This is a genomic window from Paenibacillus hemerocallicola, from assembly GCF_006265175.1.
Taxonomy (GTDB): domain Bacteria; phylum Bacillota; class Bacilli; order Paenibacillales; family NBRC-103111; genus Paenibacillus_AB; species Paenibacillus_AB hemerocallicola.
In genome coordinates, this window is sequence record NZ_VDCQ01000017.1 from 63,199 (window position 1) to 82,909 (window position 19,711).

General features: G+C 57.0%; 17 protein-coding genes. 2 read left to right on the forward strand and 15 right to left on the reverse strand.

All coding sequences use genetic code 11. The features are described from left to right. The first annotated feature begins 52 nt into the window (after nucleotides 1–52). Nucleotides 53–1,189, forward strand: coding sequence for a Gfo/Idh/MocA family protein (locus FE784_RS14320; RefSeq protein ID WP_139602887.1), 1,137 nt, complete (start codon nucleotides 53–55; stop codon nucleotides 1,187–1,189). 114 nt (nucleotides 1,190–1,303) lie between these two features. Here the strand turns inward: FE784_RS14320 and FE784_RS14325 are convergent, their stop codons facing one another. The 3 genes from FE784_RS14325 to FE784_RS14335 form a co-directional block, all read right to left on the reverse strand. After that, nucleotides 1,304–3,121, reverse strand: coding sequence for an MHYT domain-containing protein (locus tag FE784_RS14325; RefSeq protein ID WP_176706213.1), 1,818 nt, complete (start codon nucleotides 3,119–3,121; stop codon nucleotides 1,304–1,306). A 286-nt stretch (nucleotides 3,122–3,407) separates the two neighbouring features. Then, nucleotides 3,408–4,244, reverse strand: coding sequence for an SDR family oxidoreductase (locus tag FE784_RS14330; protein ID WP_139602889.1), 837 nt, complete (start codon nucleotides 4,242–4,244; stop codon nucleotides 3,408–3,410). Nucleotides 4,245–4,316: 72 nt separating this feature from the next. Next, on the reverse strand, nucleotides 4,317–5,192 hold the full coding sequence (locus FE784_RS14335; protein ID WP_139602890.1) for an AraC family transcriptional regulator: 876 nt from the start codon (nucleotides 5,190–5,192) through the stop codon (nucleotides 4,317–4,319). A gap of 192 nt (nucleotides 5,193–5,384) precedes the next feature. On the opposite strand from FE784_RS14335, the gene FE784_RS14340 reads away from it, so the two are divergent. After that, nucleotides 5,385–7,367, forward strand: a complete 1,983-nt coding sequence (locus FE784_RS14340; protein WP_139602891.1) for a beta-galactosidase trimerization domain-containing protein — start codon at nucleotides 5,385–5,387, stop codon at nucleotides 7,365–7,367. Between the two features lie 94 nt (nucleotides 7,368–7,461). Here FE784_RS14340 and FE784_RS14345 read toward each other — a convergent pair whose 3' ends face one another. The 12 genes from FE784_RS14345 to FE784_RS14400 form a co-directional block, all read right to left on the reverse strand. Next, nucleotides 7,462–8,394, reverse strand: coding sequence for an SPFH domain-containing protein (locus tag FE784_RS14345; RefSeq protein ID WP_139602892.1), 933 nt, complete (start codon nucleotides 8,392–8,394; stop codon nucleotides 7,462–7,464). Continuing rightward, nucleotides 8,395–8,829 carry an NfeD family protein gene (locus FE784_RS14350; protein ID WP_139602893.1) on the reverse strand — a complete coding sequence of 145 codons (435 nt, stop codon included), beginning with the start codon at nucleotides 8,827–8,829 and terminating at the stop codon, nucleotides 8,395–8,397. Nucleotides 8,830–9,449: 620 nt separating this feature from the next. Further along, a complete protein-coding gene (locus FE784_RS14355) occupies nucleotides 9,450–11,165 on the reverse strand; it encodes an ABC transporter ATP-binding protein (RefSeq protein ID WP_139602894.1) in 1,716 nt (571 codons plus the stop codon). A 281-nt stretch (nucleotides 11,166–11,446) separates the two neighbouring features. Next, on the reverse strand, nucleotides 11,447–12,652 hold the full coding sequence (locus FE784_RS14360) for an MFS transporter (protein ID WP_139602895.1): 1,206 nt from the start codon (nucleotides 12,650–12,652) through the stop codon (nucleotides 11,447–11,449). Between the two features lie 758 nt (nucleotides 12,653–13,410). After that, nucleotides 13,411–13,692, reverse strand: coding sequence for a hypothetical protein (locus FE784_RS14365; protein ID WP_139602896.1), 282 nt, complete (start codon nucleotides 13,690–13,692; stop codon nucleotides 13,411–13,413). A 73-nt stretch (nucleotides 13,693–13,765) separates the two neighbouring features. Beyond that, a complete protein-coding gene (locus FE784_RS14370) occupies nucleotides 13,766–14,371 on the reverse strand; it encodes a nucleotidyltransferase family protein (RefSeq protein ID WP_139602897.1) in 606 nt (201 codons plus the stop codon). Beyond that, the gene (locus FE784_RS14375) at nucleotides 14,346–14,897 is read right to left on the reverse strand and encodes a class IV adenylate cyclase (protein ID WP_176706214.1); all 552 of its coding nucleotides are present in this window, start codon (nucleotides 14,895–14,897) and stop codon (nucleotides 14,346–14,348) included. The genes FE784_RS14370 and FE784_RS14375 overlap by 26 nt, the downstream gene beginning before the upstream one ends. A 201-nt stretch (nucleotides 14,898–15,098) precedes the next feature. Continuing rightward, a complete protein-coding gene (locus FE784_RS14380) occupies nucleotides 15,099–16,082 on the reverse strand; it encodes a Gfo/Idh/MocA family protein (protein WP_139602899.1) in 984 nt (327 codons plus the stop codon). A gap of 90 nt (nucleotides 16,083–16,172) precedes the next feature. Further along, nucleotides 16,173–16,694 carry a NanQ anomerase/TabA/YiaL family protein gene (locus FE784_RS14385; RefSeq protein ID WP_176706215.1) on the reverse strand — a complete coding sequence of 174 codons (522 nt, stop codon included), beginning with the start codon at nucleotides 16,692–16,694 and terminating at the stop codon, nucleotides 16,173–16,175. Between the two features lie 42 nt (nucleotides 16,695–16,736). Next, entirely contained in the window at nucleotides 16,737–17,798 is a 1,062-nt protein-coding gene (locus tag FE784_RS14390; RefSeq protein WP_139602901.1) for a Gfo/Idh/MocA family protein, read from the reverse strand. 34 nt (nucleotides 17,799–17,832) lie between these two features. After that, on the reverse strand, nucleotides 17,833–18,573 hold the full coding sequence (locus FE784_RS14395; RefSeq protein ID WP_139602902.1) for a ThuA domain-containing protein: 741 nt from the start codon (nucleotides 18,571–18,573) through the stop codon (nucleotides 17,833–17,835). A 120-nt stretch (nucleotides 18,574–18,693) separates the two neighbouring features. Next, on the reverse strand, nucleotides 18,694–19,710 hold the full coding sequence (locus FE784_RS14400) for a sialidase family protein (protein WP_139602903.1): 1,017 nt from the start codon (nucleotides 19,708–19,710) through the stop codon (nucleotides 18,694–18,696). Between the last annotated feature and the right edge of the window lies 1 nt (nucleotide 19,711).

Sequence of the window (19,711 nt, forward strand, 5' to 3'; positions counted from 1 at the left end):
AACGCGAGATTGGCGAATCGGCACGATTCAAGTGCGATAAGGAGCGATACGAATGGACCGGAACGGGAAACTGAATGTCGGCATCGTAGGAGCGGCCGGCCGGCCGAGAATATTCAGGGATGCGATTCATGCTCATCCGCGGGCCGCGATTGCCGCGCTGTGCGAAATTTCGGAGGAGCGGCTGGATATGGCCAAAGCCTATTTCGGACAGTATCCCGCCTATCTTTCCTTCGAGAGCATGCTGGAGAGCGCCGATCTGGACGCGGTCATTATCGGGACCCCGATGCAATTTCACGTCGAGCAGGCGCTGCTAGCCCTGGAGCGCAATCTGCATGTGATCAGCGAAGTTCCCGCCGGCATCGACATCGGGGAATGCAGACGGCTGACCGAGACGGCGGCGCGTTCCAAGGGGCAGTATATCATGGCGGAGAACTGCAACTACATGAAGCCGCACATGGTCATTTCCAATATGGTTCGCAGCGGCCTGTTCGGTGAACTGTATTACGCCGAAGGCGAATATTTGCACGATGCCAAGCCATTATGCGTATCGACGCCTTGGCGTCGGGCGTGGCAAACCGGGGTAAACGGCATCACGTACGGAACGCATAGCCTCGGGCCGATTCTCGACTGGATGGAAGGCGACCGGATCGCGCGGGTCAGCTGCATCGGCAGCGGACGCCATCATGCGGACGGCCAAGGAAGAGCGTACGAGCAGGAGGATACTTGTCTGATGATGGGCCAGACAGAACGAGGCAAACTCATCCGGGTTCGGCTCGATTTGCTGTCCGACCGGCCTACCGCGCTCAATTATTCCCTTCAAGGGACGCGTGGCTGCTATGAGAGCATCCGCCACGAGCTGCTGGGCGCGGGCAAGGTGTACTTGAAGACAGAGGGCGAGGACAAGCCCGAATGGATCGATCTGGCGGCCGCGGGAAAACAGTACGTTCCGGATATTTGGCAGCGGGTTCCCGAGCAGATGCTTGGCGCGAGCGGTCACGGAGGCAGCGACTTCGTGATGATGACCGACTTCCTGAACGCCATGACGGACGGCAAGCCTTCTCCGATTTCGATCCATCGGGCACTCGATATGACGCTGCCCGGCCTGATCAGCCAATTGTCGGTCGAACGCGGCGGCCAATGGCTGGACGTGCCGGATTCTAGAGTATGGAGCGGCGATAACGGGACTTGAGCGTAAGGATATACAAGCGCAGAAGCCGAAATTCCTCTGACGGACTTTCGGCTTCTGCGCTTGGACAGGGGTATTCGATTACCTCCGTAGAGGAAAGCTTGCTCTCCATAACTCTCAATTGATCGGCAAAGTAACCTCCACCGTCGTGCCCGTACCTTCCTCTTGCTTATACTGGATTGTGCCTTTATGCTCGTTAATAATTTTGAAGCTGACCATAAGACCGATTCCGGTCCCTTTCTCCCTTGTGCTGTAATAAGGTTCCCCCAGCCTGGACCTTAGCTCGTCGGATATGCCGCTGCCCTCGTCCATGATGCGGATCAACACCTCCTTGTCTCCTTTTCTCGTCAATTCCAGCTTGACGGTTCCTCGGTCCGCCATCGATTCGATCGCATTTTTGATCATATTGACGAAAACCTGCTTGATCTTATTCTCATCGCATAGTATGTACGGGATATTCGGCGCGAAGCGCGTCTCGATCGCGATATTGTTCATATTCGCCTGGGCATGCAGCAAGTTCAGCACATGGCCGATCAGCTCCGTCAAGTTGATCCGTTTGTACTGGACGGGCTGGTGGTTCGCGAGCAGCAAAAATTCCGTAATGATATTGTCGATCTGGTCGATCTCCGAATCGATCACCTCGTAGATGTCTTCCCTTCCCAAGCCTTTGCGCACAAGGTGCAGAAAGCCTTTGATCGACGTAAGCGGGTTGCGGATTTCGTGCGCCACTCCCGCGGCGAGCTGGCCGGCCATGCTGAGCTTGTCCGATTTGCGCATGATTTCCTCGTTTTGCTTCTGCAGCGTAATATCTTTGCCGATGACCATGACCGCGGCCACTTGCCGTGCATGCATGACCGGAATCGTCGTAACGCTTAAGCTCACCAAATGGCCGTTCTTATGGGACAGCTCCATTTCGAACGTTTGCGGAAAGCCCTGCTTCACCTTCTCGAAGCGAACATCCGATTCCTCCAGCCGTCCGGGAGGCAGAAGCGACCGTCCGGGACGGAACAGCAGCTCTTCCTGCGCGTATCCGGTAATCAGCTCGGTCGCGCGGTTCATCTGAATTATTTTTCCGTCCAAGTCCAGCGTGCATACGAGATCGGGATTGCCGTTGCATAAAGCGTCGAACTGAAGCGAGCTTAGCTGCGCCGATTCCAAAGCCAGCCTGCGGTCGATAAAAGCTCCCGCGATCAATATCGCGATCAGGATAAAGATGGTGACGCCTACCCATAGAGACAGCGAGCTTGGCTCCAATGTCACGTCAAGCAGCATCAAATTGTCGGATAATGAAGCTTGCGGAACCGGAGCCTGATGCGGCGCTTCGACGAAATGGGTCGATTTCATGCCGACATAATGCATGCCCGATACGGCGATGCCGAGCAGCACCGCTCCCGGCATTTTTCCGGGGTCGCTATGCAGGAGCCAATCTTTTTTTTGCAGACGGAACGTCAAGTACAGCGCACAGTACGACACGACGATGGAGATCAGTATCGATACGATAAACGGAAACAGCTTATAGTGGATCGTATACGCGCTCTCGATCGCCGCCATGCCGAGAAAATGCATGGATGATATGCCCCCGCCCATAAACATCCCGGCGAATATAAAGCGATAGGAGCTTACCCGATTTCGGCTAACCAGAAAGATCGCAAGGAAAGAAGAGCAAACGGCGATAAGCAGCGATACGAACGTCAAAAGCAAATGATAGGTTGTCGAAAATGGCAGCCGAAGCGCGAGCATTCCGATGAAATGCATCGACCATATCCCGAGGCCCATCGTAACGGCGCTGGCGGACAACCAGAACGACCGATTGCGGCGAATGACCGATTTCCGCGCGCGGCTCGTCATATCCAAAGATGCGTAGGATGCTATAACAGCCATCGTAACCGATAATATGACAAGTGAAATGTTATAGCTCCCACCCGCATGTTCCATCATATCCCTCCAGTATAAATGGCATTATTGTAAACCCGGCGCCCAAGTTCCGGGTCTCATTCCGGTTATGTAGAGGATGTAACTATCGCCTCCTTCCAGATGCCCTGTCGCGTCAAGCCAAGATGGATGCCTCCTATTAATATGCCACGAGGGATGACGGAATGGGAAGCCAATTTCCGAAATAGTCCCAGTATATCAACATTTTACTTGCTATAAATACATTTTTTCACAATAAAGAGACCTTCCTCCAAATGGACGGTCTCTATTATGGAACGGCTATTCCCCGCTAACGAAGCGCCTGCCGAATCGCTCCTTCGAACCACCTCCATGGGAGCAGCGCTTTCCCCCACAGCGTCAGACGCGAGCCTTTGCCCAGCGTGTAACGCAAGCGGGGCGAGGCGGACAGGACGAGGCGGCCGACAAGATCGGCGACCTCTTGCGGATCGGGCGCGGTAGCCGCGGCCCGTTCCGAATACTTCAACACGGCTTGCAGCCTCTTCCCGTAAGGAGAGTCGGGGCTTGTGCGAATGTGCGCCAACCCTTTGCTCCATATCGGGGTGCGGTACGCACCCGGCTCCACGATGACTACCTTAACGCCCATCGGGGCCATTTCGTGACGGAGACTTTCGCTGAATCCTTCGACCGCGAATTTGGAGGCGGCGTACGGAGCATATCCCGGAAAGCCGATTCTCCCGCTGACGCTCCCGATATTGACGATCGTACCGCTTCGTCGGGAGCGCATGGCCGGCAGCACCGCCTTCGTTACGGCGACGAGCCCGAAGAAATTCGTTTCCATCTGCATACGCCAATCGTCCATCGTCAGCTCTTCGACAAATCCGCCCAAGGCGAATCCCGCATTGTTGACCAGCACATCGATAGTCCCGTATCGGTCCAGCACATCGGAAACAACGATTCCGATCGATTCGTAATCCGTTACATCGAGTCTCATCACCTCTACAAGAGGAGCGACGCCGTCGCGGGCGGCCGCATCCATGAGCGGTCCCATACTTCCCGTGTTGCGCATCGTCGCTATAACCCGATACCCGAGCCGGGCGAGCTTCACCGCGGTAAGCAGCCCGAAACCACTGGACGTTCCGGTAACCAAGGCGATACGTTCCATCATGAATCCCTCCGCAATCGAACTCAACTCCCTATACATTCGCCAAGCTCCGGGCGCATTCCTGTCCGTGAGCCTTCAACTGTAACCAAGCCTTTTCTTGCGATATGCCGCAGGGGACATGCCCGTCTCTTTACGAAACATCCGGGAAAAATAGTTGGCGTCGGCCATGCATACCATCTCCGCTATTTGCTTGACCGTCAGCTCCGCCGATTGCTCCAGCAGCCGCCGAGCCTTCTCCATCCGCACGTGTCGCAAATATTCGAGCGGGCTCATTCCCGTGTGGCGTTTCAAGCATCGCGATACGTAGTCGACATGATAATGGAATTCGTTCTCCAACTGTCCGGTATGAAACGGCAAGCTCTCGTGTCTGCGCAAGTAGGCGGCGACGGCTCCGGCCAGTCTTCCCGACCTGCTGTCCGCTTCGGAAGTCCGCACGAGCTCCTGCAGCTTGGCAAGCAATTGGACGAACCGCGCTTGCAGCTTAAGTACCGTTTCCACGCTGAGCCGATTGTGCAGCTGCACCATTTCCTCCAAAATGCCCCATGCCTCCCCCAGCTCGAGATAGCCGTACTTGGGCATATAAATCGGGCGGTTCGCCGGCGCAAGGTCCGAATCGTTCCCTTTCCGCAGTACGAGCGACCAGGGAATGTGCTCAGCGGATATCCGGCTTTGCGCGGAATCGTGCTTGATATGAATCCAGTATAGCTCCGTCTCCTCCGTGCTGTCCCGATACCCGACATGCGTCTTGCCGGGCTCGAGCGCGAGCATATGACCTGCACGCACTTCATATTCCTTCTCGTCCTCGGCCATATAGATACAGCCAGTCCGGACAAACAAAACGTCATACAGCCCGAAATTTCGCGAAAAATGCCTCATTCCCGGCTTCCATACGCCGTATCCGACCGTTACGAGCTGCGGCAGCGGAGAAACGGACCATTCCATGCATTCCATGTCGGCAACACCCCGTTACTACATATGAATATTTCCTGACCGCAATTGTTCCCGCATTCATCGTATCTCAAATCGCAATGGCTGAAAAGTCGGAATTGTGCTAACTTCGGTCGGTACCGTCACTTTGTGACGGGCTGAGGAAGCGCTACACTTAGAATAAATATCCGTTTCCACGTTCAGGAGGCCAACCCAATGAGATTTCGCCAGGTGCATCTCGATTTCCATACTTCCGAAGCGATCCCCGGCATAGGAGCCGGCTACTCGAAGCAGCAATTTCAGCAAATGCTCCAGCTCGGCCGCGTAGACTCGATTACCGTGTTCTCCAAATGCCATCACGGCTGGGCCTATCATCCGAGCAAGGCGAACCGGATCCATCCGTATTTGACCTTCGACCTGCTGGGCGCCCAGATCGAGGCCGCGCATGAGATCGGGGTCAAGACGCCGGTCTATTTGTCCGCCGGCTTGGACGAGAAGCTTACACGCGAGCGCCCGGAATGGCTGATTCGCCGGCGCAACGAGCAGACGGCCGGGGCGCCCGATTTTATGACCCCGGGGTGGCATCCGTTCTGTATGAATTCTCCGTATCTGGACGTGCTCGTCAGTCAGATCGAGGAGGTCGTGACCGGCTATGACGCCGACGGCATTTTCCTGGATATCGTGGGGATCCGGGAATGCTATTGCCATCATTGCATCCGATCCGCAAGAGAACGGGGAATCGATCCGCGGGACAAGGCGGCGATGCTGCCCCTGTGGGAAGAGACATACGTCCGCTACACCGAACGGACGAACGAAGCCGTTCATAAGCACAAACCGGGACTGCCGGTATTCCACAACGGCGGTCACATTCCTCAGGGGAGACGGGACCTGGCCGGCCGCAATACGCATCTGGAGCTGGAGTCGCTGCCGACGGGCGGCTGGGGCTACGACCATTTCCCGCTCTCCGCGCGTTATGCGCAAGGACTGGGTATGCCCGTACTGGGCATGACCGGCAAGTTCCATACGTCCTGGGGCGAATTCGGCGGCTACAAGCATCCGAACGCGCTTCGTTACGAGACGGCCCTCAGTCTCGCCAACGGAGCCCGCTGCTCGATCGGGGACCAGCTTCATCCGGACGGGCTTATGGATGAAGCCACGTACCGGCTGATCGGGGAGGCGTATCGCGAGGTGGAGGCGAAGGAAGCGTGGTGCGCAGAGACGTCCAACATCGCCGATATCGCGCTGCTGACCGTCGAAGCGGCCGGCTTCGCCAAGGAAGACGAGCGCAGATGCCCGAAGCCCGATCAGGGCGCCGTCCGCATGCTGCTTGAAGGCAATTGGCTGTTCGACGTCGTCGATCTGGCCTCGGACTGGAACCGGTACGCCGTGTTGATTTTGCCGGACCGTATACGCATCGACGCCGCCCTCGAGAGCAGGCTGGCGGATTACGTCGGTCAAGGCGGACGTTTGCTGGCAACGGGACAGTCCGGCTTGCGCAACGACGACTCCGGGTTCGCCCTCGATTTCGGCGTCCGCTGGGTCGGAACGAATCCTTACCGGCCCGACTATTGGGTGCCGGAGCATGACTCGGCCGCGGGCTCCGTGCTGTCCGCCGGTACCGGCTACGTCGTTTATGCGGAAGGGCAGCAGATCGAAGCGGCCGGAGCGACGGTGCTGGGCCGCCGAGAGAATCCGTACTTCAACCGGGACGTGTTCCATTTCTGTTCGCACCGCCACACGCCTAACAGCAAACAGTCTGGTGGACCGGGGATGGCAGAAGGAGCGGCGGGCATTTATATCGCATGGGACATATTCGAGGACTACGCGGAGAAGGGCAGCCTATTCCTGCGCGAAACCGTCTCGTATGCGCTCGGCCGTCTGCTCGGCGCTCGGCGGACGTTGGTCGTCTCGCTGCCGGCGCAAGGTATCACGACGATTCAAGAACAGCCGGGCGAGAACCGCTGGGTGCACCACCTGCTGTACGCCTCTCCGGTGCGTCGCGGGCAATCGGTGGAAATTATCGAAGACATCGTGCCGCTCCATCAAATATCGGCAAGGGTGAAGACGGACCGTCCGGTGCAAAACGTGTACTTGGCTCCCCAGATGACGGACATCGCCTTCGAATTCGACAACGGCGTCGTCTCCTACACGGTGCCGAAGCTGGAATGCCATCAAATGGTCGTGCTGCAGTTTGGCTAAAAGAAAGACGGAGCCCGCGTCATCGCGTTGCTCCGTCTTTTTGTGTGATTTACGCTTGCCCGGTTCCGAGCGCGTTTCTCCAAATTCGTTTCGCTTAGTCGCCCTTGGACGATTTCAGCATTTCCGCGATCGCCCCGATGCTGCCGAGCGTTTCCACCGCTTTGGTCGGAATGAATACTTTGTTCGCGGCCCCGTTCGATATGTCGGTCAAAGCCTCGAGCGAACGATAGGTGAGCACGTTCTCGTCGAGTCCGGCTTCGCGCAGCAGCTCGATGCGCCGCTTCTCCGCTTCGGCTACCGCCTGGATCGCCTTCGCCTGCCCGAGCGCCTCCAGCTCCTGTGCCTGCCGAAATCCTTCGGCTTCGCGTATGCGCGCTTCCTTGTCTCCCTCGGCCTTCAATATTTTGCTCTGCTTGTCGCCTTCCGCGCGCAAAATCATATCCTGCTTGGCCGCTTCCGCTTCCAGGACGATGGCGCGCTTGCTGCGCTCCGCCTTCATTTGCTTATCCATCGCCTCTTGGATATCGACCGGCGGCTGGATGTCGATCACCTCGACGCGCTCGATCCGCACGCCCCACTTCTCCGTCGCTTCGTCCAGCGCTACGCGGATATCGGTCGATATTTTCTCCCGGCCGGACAGCGTCTCGTCCAGCTCCATCTTGCCGATAATTTGCCGCATCGTCGCCGTCGAGATGTTCCGCACCCCGTACACGTAATCGGAAATGCCGTACGTAGCCTGCTCCGGCCCGGTGACCTGATAGAAGATGATCGTGTCGATCTGCACCTGCACGTTATCTTTCGTGATGACCGTCTGCGGCGGCACGTTCGCCTGCTGGATGCGCAAATCGTGATATTTCCGCACATGGTCGATAATCGGAACGAGAATGTTGACGCCGGGTGTCAGCAGCCGGTTAAACTTTCCGAGCCGCTCCACGACCCCCACTCTTTGCTGCGGTACGATTTTGATCGATAATGCCGCTATGACGATTACGATGAATACAATGACCAGAGATAGCACAACGCCCACTTAAACATCTCCTCTCCATTTCTTGACCTTCAGCAAAGCGCTTCCCCTCTCCACCACGATTACGGCGTCGCCCTTGGCCAACTGTTCGTCCGATACCGCGCTCCACGTTTCGCTGCCCACCTTGACAATACCCGGCTTGCCTTCCCGTATGCTCTCCACTACGGTTCCTTGCTTGCCGATCAGCTCGTCGACCGCATCCGTAAACCCTCTGGATGTACGGAAACGTCGGGTAAGCGGCTTCGTAAACGCCGTGAGCACGAGTACGACCACGCTGCCCGCCAGCACCTGCCATACGAAGGAATCGGGGACGAACAGCGCGACGGCGGCCGCCACTACGGCGCCGATGCCGATCCATAACAAATAAAACGTCAGCGTCATCATTTCGACGACCAGCAAAACGCCGGCCAGGATGAGCCATATCGCCCAAAGCTCCATTTTGCCACACCCTTTCTCATACGTAGCAGGAGGCCCCCGCAAAGAAATTGGAAAGCGCTTCGAAGCGGTGGCTCCTCATCGCAGGGCTGTTCTTGTCTACTATATTATATATTCTGTAGCCGCCCCTGTATTCCCTCTTTTTTTTCGCGCAATTTCGACAATTGGTCCGATATTTCAACTTTAAACTTTGGACGTTACTTTCCCCCTATGCATTCGCAGCAATTTGCTCGATCTTGTCCTCTCCGCTGTCCTCTCTGCTGTCCTCTCCCTCATCCTCAATCCTCAACGAACTAATTAATGAAACATATTTGACTATGACTGAACTTCATTTCGCTATTTTGCGCCTTCCGCCCATTTCTCGATAATGACTGAACTTGAACCTGGATTCAGAACCTCAGCCAGACTGGCGCAGCAACGCGCACCGTGCTAAGTACATGTTGGGACAACCAGCGAAGCTGTGCATGGCCTTCGCAAAAACGAGAAAAACCAAGCTGCCCTGCCCGGACTTTCCGAGCGCGCAGCTTGGTCTTCCTGCTTGGTCTTCCTGCTTGGTCTTCCAGTGTTCTTTGCATTTTCGCTTCGAACCATGGATTGCGTAACCCGCTCCCGTCGATCCGGGGTCAAGCCCCGAACTGTGCCTGATGGAGACGGCTATATATGCCGCCGGCGGCGATTAACTGGTCGTGGTCTCCCTGCTCGGTTATGCCCTGCTCGGCCACCACGACGATCCGGTCCGCATTGCGGATCGTCGCCAGCCGGTGGGCGATGACGAGCGTCGTGCGGCCTTGCGACAATTCGGACAAGGCCTTCTGGATCGCCGCTTCCGTCTCGGTATCCAGCGCCGATGTAGCCTCGTCGAGGATGAGAATCGGCGGGTTTTTCAAAAACATCCGCGCAATCGAGAGCCGCTGCTTCTGGCCTCCGGACAGCTTCACGCCCCGCTCGCCGATGAGCGTATCCAGACCCTCCGGCTGCGACAGGATGATCGACTCCAGCTGCGCCCGGCGGGCAGCCTCCCATATTTCCTCCTCGGTCGCATCCAGCTTGCCGTAGGCGATATTTTCCCGGATCGTCCCGTCGAACAGGAACACGTCCTGCTGTACGATCCCGATCTGGCTGCGCAGCGATTCCAGCGTCATGCGGCGAATATCGATTCCGTCAATCGTAATCGTGCCCGCGCTGTGATCGTAAAACCGGGGCAGCAGGCTGCAAACCGTCGTTTTCCCCGCGCCGGAAGGCCCTACGAGCGCCACCGTTTCACCCGCGCGGATCGTCAGGTCGATATGCTGCAGCACGTTCTCCTTGCCCTCGTATCCGAACGATACGTTGCTGTATCGGATATCTCCCTTCAAGTGCTCCACCTTGATCGCATCCGGCGCGTCCGCCACGTCGGGAGCGGTCTCCAACAGCTCGAGATAGCGCCGGAACCCGGCGATGCCTTTCGGATACGTCTCGATGACGGAGTTGATCTGCTTGATCGGTCCGAGAAAGACGTTCGACAGCATGACGAAGGCGATAAATTCCCCGTAAGTCATACGGTCCTGAATGACGAACCATGTGCCGCACAGCAGCACGAACAAAGAGATCAGTCTCATCAGGATAAAGCTGAGCGACGAATTCCAGGCCATGATCCGGTAGGCGAGCAGCTTCGTTTGGCGGAAACGGCCGTTGTTCACCGCAAACTGCGCGATTTCGTGCTTCTCGTTGGAGAAAGCCTGCACGACCCGGATGCCGCTGACGTTGTTTTCCACCCGGGCGTTGAAATCGGCGATATCGGAGAACATGCGCTTGAAGGCGCGCGACATTTTGCGGCTGAAGTACAAGGACAAATAAATCATCAGCGGAATAATGACGAACGTCAGCACGGCCAGCTGCCAGTTGATGCCGAGCATAATTCCGAAGGCGCCGATCAGCGTCATGATCGCAATGAACAAATCCTCGGGACCGTGGTGGGCGATTTCGCCGATATCCATCAAATCGTTGGTCATCCGGGATACGAGGTGTCCCGTCTTGTTGTTGTCGAAAAAACGGAAGGACAGCTTCTGCACGTGATCGAACAGCTTTTTGCGCATGTCCGTCTCGATGTTGATGCCCAGCATATGCCCCCAATATGTAACGACGTAATGCAGTACCGCGCTTACAAGATAAATGCCGAGCAAGCCGATGCACGCCCATACGATCCACTGCCAATTTCCGCTCGGCAGCAAGTCGTCCACTACCCGGTTCACGGCTAGCGGGAACGCGAGCTCCAGCAACGCGGCGATCACCGCGCAGGAGAAATCCAGCACGAACAGCCCTTTATAGGGCTGGTAATAAGCAAAAAAACGACGCAGCATGCCAGTGCTCCCCTCTATGCATTGTGTGATATTGATTATCATTTTCACTAATATCACTATTGTAGCCAACGAAAGGGATAAAGGCAATGGACAAACGCGAGGTTTTTTTTGCACAAAATGTTCGAAACGCAAAAGACTGACGCCTGGACGGACAACATCGGGGGGAGAATTGCTGATCATTCGTGACGCAAACGGGTAAGTAAAAGCATCACCGCTAACGGAACGGACCAAACCAATTCCGACAACGATGCTTATTCAACATGGAGGAAGGAGCAAACCGTTCACTCCGGTTCCAGGCCGGGTGGAATGCCGACCTTCGGGGCGTCCGGCTCCAACGTTTTCTTGGCCCGGTATTCGAAGTAGGGAACGGCCAGCAGACACAGTACGGACACGCCGATCAGCGCGACGAACAAAGGGCTCCGGAAATTGTCGACGGACATGACGAGCAATAAGGTGCCGATCCGGGTTACGCATATCAACGTTTCCCTCCAGACGAGCAGCTTCGCCTGTCCCGCCTCCGGATAAGGCTTGATCCATTTGAATTGCAGCGTATTCCAGGCTGCGCCGAAGCAGAACATGCCTACCGCGGTCAGCAAATTGGACACGATGAGCACGGGCTTCGCGGGAACGAGCACGATCAGGAACCCGCTGGCGATCAGCAGGCAGCCCATCGTCAAAAACGTGCTGTCCTTCAATGAGAACTTGCGGTATACGAACAAGCCGCCCAACGTCGCGAGCGTATACAAGCCGTTAAGCGCAGCGATCCACAGCTTGTTCTCCGTCACGCTAAACGTGAACAGCAGCAAAAACAGCTGTTGGAACTGCAGGAACACGCCGGCCGCCAAGTTGGACGCGGAAAACCAGCGAAGCCCCGGCTTGCGCAGCAGCTCTTGCCACAGCCAGCGGGCGGTCGACGGCCCCGTCCCGGACCGCATGGACTTACCGGGCATCGCGAACGAGAAGGCCAGCATGACGACGAGGAATACGAGCATCAGGGCAAACGTGCCCGAGTAGCCGAAATAAATAATAATCGCTGCGGACAAGAGCGGGACCGCCAAAGTGACGGCCTGCTGGATGCTGGCGGCGGCGGAGAAGTAGCGGCCGAGCTCGGCGCTCGTGCCGCTCATCGATACGCTCAAATTTTGCGCCGCGCTGAAGAAGCCGTACATGACGCCGACCGCCACTCCGATCATCGCGATCCACAGCATCCGGTTGTCCAGCTCCACGAAGGACAGCAGCAGAAAAGCGCTTCCCCCGGAAAAAGCGGAAATGCCCAGCAGCAGCCGGACAGTAGATTTCGTAAGCAAATAAGCCGCCGCGGCGAACGCGAACGACCATGAAAAATAGACGAGTAAATTGTACCAGGCCACCTCGGAGATGAGACGGTTTTTCTCCCAAATAAACAGGTTGACGAAAATCCCGACATACACGAAAATGGTGTAGCTCATCAAGTTCATGACGAGCCATTTTCTCAGCGCGTGCGACATGTTGGTTCCTCTTTCCGCAGTTCTCGTCCGGCTCCGTCATCGATGTTGTTCGCGGGCCCCAGCTAAGTATACTACCGAATGACGATTTTGACAGCGGGGGGGAACGAAAAAAGTTGAGAACCGTACGCCGACGCGCTTTACGGATGAGCGCCATCGGATTGCAGGCGCGTATTCTCAGCCAGGGAGGGGCGCGTAATCGCAGCCAGGGAGGGGCGCGTAATCGCAGCCGGGGAGGGGCGCAGCCGGGGAGGGGCGCGCGGAGAAGTTCGGCACGTCGTATTCTGGCTGCTTCACTACCGATGCTTGCCAATGAAAAACTGCGGCGGCTTTATTCGCGTACGGAAGTTCGTCCATCGCATGTTCGGGAAAGGCATTCCGCCTTTGACGGGGCTTGGGAAACAGCGATTCCATACAATAGCGGAACTGTCGTATCTTATTGACCCGACTTTTCGTCTCGATTGTAAAATAACGGAAAACCGCTCCTCTATTCCGCTGTTCACAATCATTTTCACCCCGTAAGATCGAATTAACGGAAGCCTGTGCCGTTATATTAATGTGATCAAAGAAATACGGGGCAATAACGGAAAACGGTTCCTCTATTTACTGCACATGTTGCTACCGCCTCCCCAGCAGCCCTCCAGGTCCAGGTTGTACGCGGATTCTGCTGTTGCAGAAGAAAACGGCGATCGCTGCGACCGCCGTTCCTGCCCTATCGTACAAACTCCTACGCCGGCACGCCCGGCTACCGCCCCGATTCGTTAAGCCGTTTTACCGCCGCTCTCGGTCACGATTTTGTCGGCAAAGCTTTTGATCGTCGAGCAGCCGAGCAGCGGCGGCTTCGAGACGCAGGTGAGCAGCAGCTGCCCGCTCCTGCCGTCCCAGGCATATTGGAAATTGACCTTCAGTCCGGCAACCGTAATCGAGATGTTTCCCGACGGCGCACTCGGTATATCGATTCCTTTTTTCTTCCCAAGCGTCTGCAGCGCGCGAAATACGGCGGGCGTCACGTTCCTGTACTTGAAGGGCGGACATGCGGCCATCCTGCATCTTCCTCTCATCGTGGTGTCGTATTGTATGTATATGAGAGGCTGCTTGGCTAAAGTGCCGCGGGAATCAGGTCCAAGGGAGGATCTTCAATCGGGGCCACAGCGCGGCCCATCTGCTTGTCTTCTTCTCATAGATTTCTTGGGTAATTTGAACTTTGTTCGGCCGTACGATCAACCCGAATAAATCGTTTAACCCGTAAGGGGCATATACGCGCCACACGCCGTGTTCGTCTCTGCGCACCCCTATGGCGGTTGCCGTCGTAGGCCAGCTGTTGATCGCATCCTCCAGAGAAGCATATGGACGAATGGGATACCCGAAATGGCGTTCGTACCATAAATGGACCCTCGCCTGGTTTTTCACGTCCAGCCTGATCGGCAAATGGCCGAAGAGACGTCGGGCGTCTTCGATCAGCGAGTTTTCTTTATCCGGCGACAAATCGGCGTCAAAGTAAACGAGATCGATATCGGTGATGCCGTAATTCAAGGGCATCCCGCTCGCATGATTCCATATCGTCTGGGCAACGCAGCCGGCTCCTATATAGCAATGATCGAGCCGCAGCAACCGCATGTCCCGGAGCAACGTTTCCGTTACGGGATTGGACTCAAGTATTTCGGCAACCGCCTCCGATTGATACCGGATATCCCGGTTATGCGCGTCGCGACGCGTCTCCATCGTCATATTCCACCCTTCCCGCTCTGACCAAATCTTCGTTGGAGCCTTCGATTTTGCCTGTTAAATACGGTTGAATCCGATCCATGCATGCATTCCAATCCACCATGTCCGCATGCCCGATCGCTTCGACTTCGAAAAGGGTTCCGATCTCTTCCACCGTGTCCAAATGGAAGATCAAATGGTGCAGAGTCCATATTTCCCTCTCCTTGACTACGATTACCGGTTCACCGAGCAGGGATTGGAGCATGGAAACGATCTGCTCGTCCCGAAATTCGTAATATTCGAATTCGACCGTACTTTCATTGCTGCTCCTGTCATAGACGTACACGAGACAACGGCCGTCCTCCTCGGTTCTGGCCTTGATTCTGCCGGATGTAGTACGGCCCGAACTATCGTATCGCGTGAAAACCGTATCGGTTTGCTTCTTGACGGCAACGTACTCGGCCCCAAGCTCCGCCAAAATGATCCGGACGGCCGGGAAATCGTTGCAAAAATATTTGGCTTCGCGACGGAGCGCGACCTTCATGGCGAAATCGCCTCCCTGGTCCATCCTTCACAACGATATGCTATTTCAGCATAGCAAACACTTGTTCCCACATCAATCTATTTATGTACGAAACGGTTCTATAAATCCCCGCAACAAAAAATGACCGATACCCGGGCCGGTACGAATCAAGTCGGCCTTCCTATCGGTCACCTTGCGGTAGAATTGCGGTGCGGCGCCCGGCTATCCGTCGTTAAGCCTGCCAAGCGGATCGTACCCGGCAGCCTCATAGATCATCTCGGTCAGCTTGACGACCTTAAGCGCGAATTGTCCCGGTACGAGCACCTCGTGCCGTCCCAAAATCGCATCGACGAAGCTTTTATCCTGATTGCTTGTCCGCGCCGGAAGGACGGGATGCTCGGGCTCCTGCTTCAGCCTGCGGATCGTGATGCGCCCGTTTTCGTAGTGGATCGCTCCTGTTTCCCCGCAGAACATGTACGTTTCATGCCAGCCTTGGGCATAGCCTATTACGTTCAGGCCGGCAACGGGTCCTTCCGCAAAGCGGATCGACGTGAAGGAGTCGATTTCGACCGGTGCCCCGTGCCGTTGCACGAACGATCGGACCTCCGCCGGCGTCAGCCCCGTCGTCCACAGCAGCACATCGACCAGATGGCTGCCCGAATCCATCAGCATCCCGCCTCCGGACAGCTCCGGCTTCATTCGCCACGTGCCTTCGGTCAACTGCCTCCAATCCTGATACAGCGAAGCGGTAACCGAGGTGAGCTTGCCGATGCTGCCGTCGAGGATCGCCTGACGGATATACAGAAACTCCGGTTGAAAATGGCGCTGATACGAAACCTGCAGCAGCTTGCCGGCAGCGTCCGCCGCGGCTATGAGCATCTCCGCCTGCCGGGACGAGCAAGTCATCGGCTTCTCGATCAGGACGTGGCAGCCGGCCTGAAGCGCATCCGACGCCTGTTCGTAATGCAGCGTATGCGGGGAGCAGATGACGACCGCATCCAGTCCGCCTTCCTCGAGCATGCTTCGGTAATCGTCATGCTGCCTTGCGGCAGACAATCCGAACTTCCGGGCGAATCGTTCCCGGCTCTCCGCGTTCGGATCGGCCAGCGCCGCCAGCTCCACCTCGTCGGCCAGCGCGCCGAGCTGCTCGCCGTGCCAATTCGAGATGCCGCCCGTACCGATCATGCCGAATCGCAATTTGTCCATTCCGCCAACTCCCTCTCCTGGTTTCCCCTCCATTTACTGGTTCTATATATACCCTATTGAATCCTTCATCAAGTTATGCCGAGCCCTCTACTAATCCGAATGGTTCACATTCAACGACACGCTTCCGGCGGGCGCACTGCCTCCGAACAGCTTCTCGTCGATTTTGGCGACCATTCGGCGGACGTTCGTTTCTTGCGCGACATTGCAGCATGGTCGATGAATATCCGTCGGAAAAAAGACGGCAAACATGCCGGGCCGCTGTATAAGCTCGATTTCGTTCAGAACGGGCTCATAGAAGGCCACGTCTCTCGTGTCCAATTCGTCCTTGACTATCGTTTGCGAGGAAGACCATGGAGCTACGCCGATTTTCTCCTCGCCGCTGATTACGAACTGCACGTCCGTGTACGTCCGATGCGTCTCCGCCTTTTGCGCTTCTTTCGGCTTCGTTGTCGTTTCTTTGATTGCGACCCGGATAAGGCCGTCCTCCAGCTCGTATTTTCCGTCGGCGACCCGCGAGAAATCGAGCGAGCGGATATGCTCCATCACGAGGCGGACCGCATTCGGATAAGCGTATTTTTCCTTATCCCAATTATCGAGATGTCCCCAGAACAAGGCGCGTCCTCCTTTGCATCCATGAATGCCGGCGTCTCTCCGCTAATCCAGCCTGACTTCCCGTCCCAGCTTGGCCGATTCGTATATCGCGCTCAAAATGTTGATCATGTCCACGCCCTGCTCGGGCTTGAACACCGGCTCCGCGCGGCCCAGCACGACGTCGACGAAATGATGGATATTGTCCCCGTGGCCGTTGCCTTTCTTGGCAATCTGCGGTTGAACGTTGCACAGCGTCCCTTCGATTTCCGTAAACAGCTTCAAGTCCTCGTTGTTCAGGCTAAAGCCCGACTTCGTCCCGCGCAGCTCGACGAAGCGCGTCTCCTGCTCGATATTGGACGCCCAGCTGAATTCGAGCGCAAGCGTAGCCCCGTTGGCGAAGCGGATAAAACCGGTCGCCAAATCCTCCACGTCGAACACGCCGCCCGCCTGCTTCGAGCCGAACGCGCTATGCTCCGAATCGGCAAGCTCCGTTTCCGCGAACTTCGTATACGTCGAGCCGCTGACCGCAACCGGCTTCGGGTTGCCCATAAACCATAACGCCAGGTCGATCATATGGACGCCGAGATCGATCAGCGGACCGCCGCCCGACAGCTCCTTCGTCGTAAACCAGCCGCCCTTGCCCGGGATGCCCCGTCTGCGAATCCAGCCGCAGCGGCCCGTATAGATTTCGCCCATGTGACCGTTCTGCACATACGCCTTCAAAAATTGCGCGACCGTCCGGAAACGGTTGTTGCGCATCACCATGAGCACCTTGCCGCTTTCCTCGGCGGCTGCGGCCATCTTCGCCGCTTCCTCCGGACTGACCGCGTCCGGCTTCTCGCAAAACACGTGCTTGCCGGCCTTCAGCGCCGCCACCGCTACTTCGGAATGGAACAAATTCGGCGTACAGACGTTCACGATATCCAAATTCTCGCGTGCCAGCATTTCGTTGTAATCCGTGTAAACGGCGGGTATGCCGTGCTCGTCGGCGATTTTTTGCGCCGCTTCCTCGTTCGCGTCGCACAGGGCGACGACTTCCGTATCGGGATTGGCCAGCCAAGCGGGCAAGTGGGCTCCGCGGAACATGCCGCCCGTTCCGACCGCTCCTACTCTAAGTGCTGCCATAACGTTCACCTTCTCTTTCTCGCGTATATGGATATCAAGCCTTCTTCTCGTTCGGGACCGGCTCCAAGGCTGGCGCGGGTCCCGGCCGCTCGGTAAACTCCTTGAGCTCCGGCTCGGGCGCGGCCCAACGTACTCCGTTGGAGATGACGCGCAGCACGGTCGGATGATGGAAGGTCGGGTACGTTTCGTGCCCCGGGCGGAAGTAAAAAATTTTGCCCCGGCCCCGTTTGAACGTACAGCCGCTGCGGAACACCTCGCCCCCCTGGAACCAGCTCAGGAATACGAGCTCCTCAGGCTCGGGAATATCGAAAAACTCCCCGTACATCTCCTCCTGCTCCAGCTCGAAGAAGCGGTCCACTCCTTGGGCGATCGGGTGGGACGGATTGACGACCCACAGCCGCTCCTTCTCGTCGGCCACCCTCCATAGGAGCGAGCACGTCGTTCCCATCAGCTTGCGGAACACTTTCGAGTAATGCGTCGAATGAAGCGCGATAAAGCCCATTCCGTCCAGCACTCTGGCGCACACCTTGTCGACGACCGCATCGTCCACTTCGTCATGGGCGCGGTGTCCCCACCAGACGAGCACATCCGTCTCGCGCAGAACGTCATCCGTCAGCCCGTGCTCGGGCTCGGCGAGCGTCGCCGTGCGGATGGCGTAATCGTCGCAGCCGATGCCCTCGGCAATCGCTCCGTGTATCCCTTTCGGGTAAATCGCGGCCACTTTTTCCTTGCGCAGCTCGTGGCTGTACTCGTTCCATATCGTCACGCGAATCATGTCAAACGCTCCCCTCGCCGCTTTTCATCTTTTCCATAGCATAGTCCCGATTGCGAAAATCGCGTTCCGCCGGTTGCTTGACCTCCGTCAGCGTCGGGCATACGGCGTAGAGGCTGGCGACTACTTCCCGACTACCAGCTTCCAGTAAGCGATTCGCTCCCTTTTCCACGTATACGCGATGTGCAGCTCGTCTCCGCTGGCGACGATGGCCGGGTACGAATATTCGCCGGGTTCGTCTTCCAGTACGAACTCCGCGTCCCAATTGGCGCCGTTATCTATCGAGAATCGCACGACAAGCGGCGTTCTGGCGCCCCTTCTGCCGGCCACCGGGTTGTACGCGAGGGCGAGCAAGCCGTCGTCCATCCGCGCGAGGTCGATTCCGCTATTGTTGTTCGGCAAGCCGATCGCATAAGCTTCTCCCCAAGTTTCGCCGCCATCGGCGGAATCGCTGCGGAACATATAGTCGTCGGTGCTGCGCAGCAGCATGTGCACTTGTCCGGGAGCGGATTCCCACAATGTGGGCTGGATGACGCCTTTGTTGACGACCGTCCCAGGAGGCGGGGCTTCTCGGGCTTCCTCGCCCGGTGCAGCCGGCTCGGCTCTGCGCAGAGGTACGAGCTCCGTCCGTGTCCAGCTTGCCCCGTTATCCGAGGAAAGATCGACGAAAGCGTCCCAACGCGCCTTCGTCTCGATCGAGGCGGGAGCGGCCAGTACGCCGCTGCTTAGACGGATCGGTTTGTTTTTGACCGGTCCTCTTCCGCCCTCGTCCCCCTCGACAAGCTCCTTCGGCGTCGTCCAGCTGCCGCCCCGGTCGTTCGATCGAGTCACCATCGTGCGCCAGCCCGGGATCGTATGTCCGGTTTTATAATACAGCGTTATGAGTCCGTCCTCGTCGCGAAACAGCACCGGATTCCACAGCGGCTCTTCGCTAGCCGCGATCCGCCTCGGCTCGCTCCAGCCGGCTCCCGACCGCTCCGCCGCCCAAATATCGACATCCGGCTTGCCTTCGGCCGTACCGCCGAACCAGGCTGCCAAAATTTCATCTCCGCCAAGCGAGATCAAGGTAGAGGCATGGCATGACTCAAAAGGACGATCGTCCTCGAATATATACTCTTTTGCAGCCGAAACGATTAACATG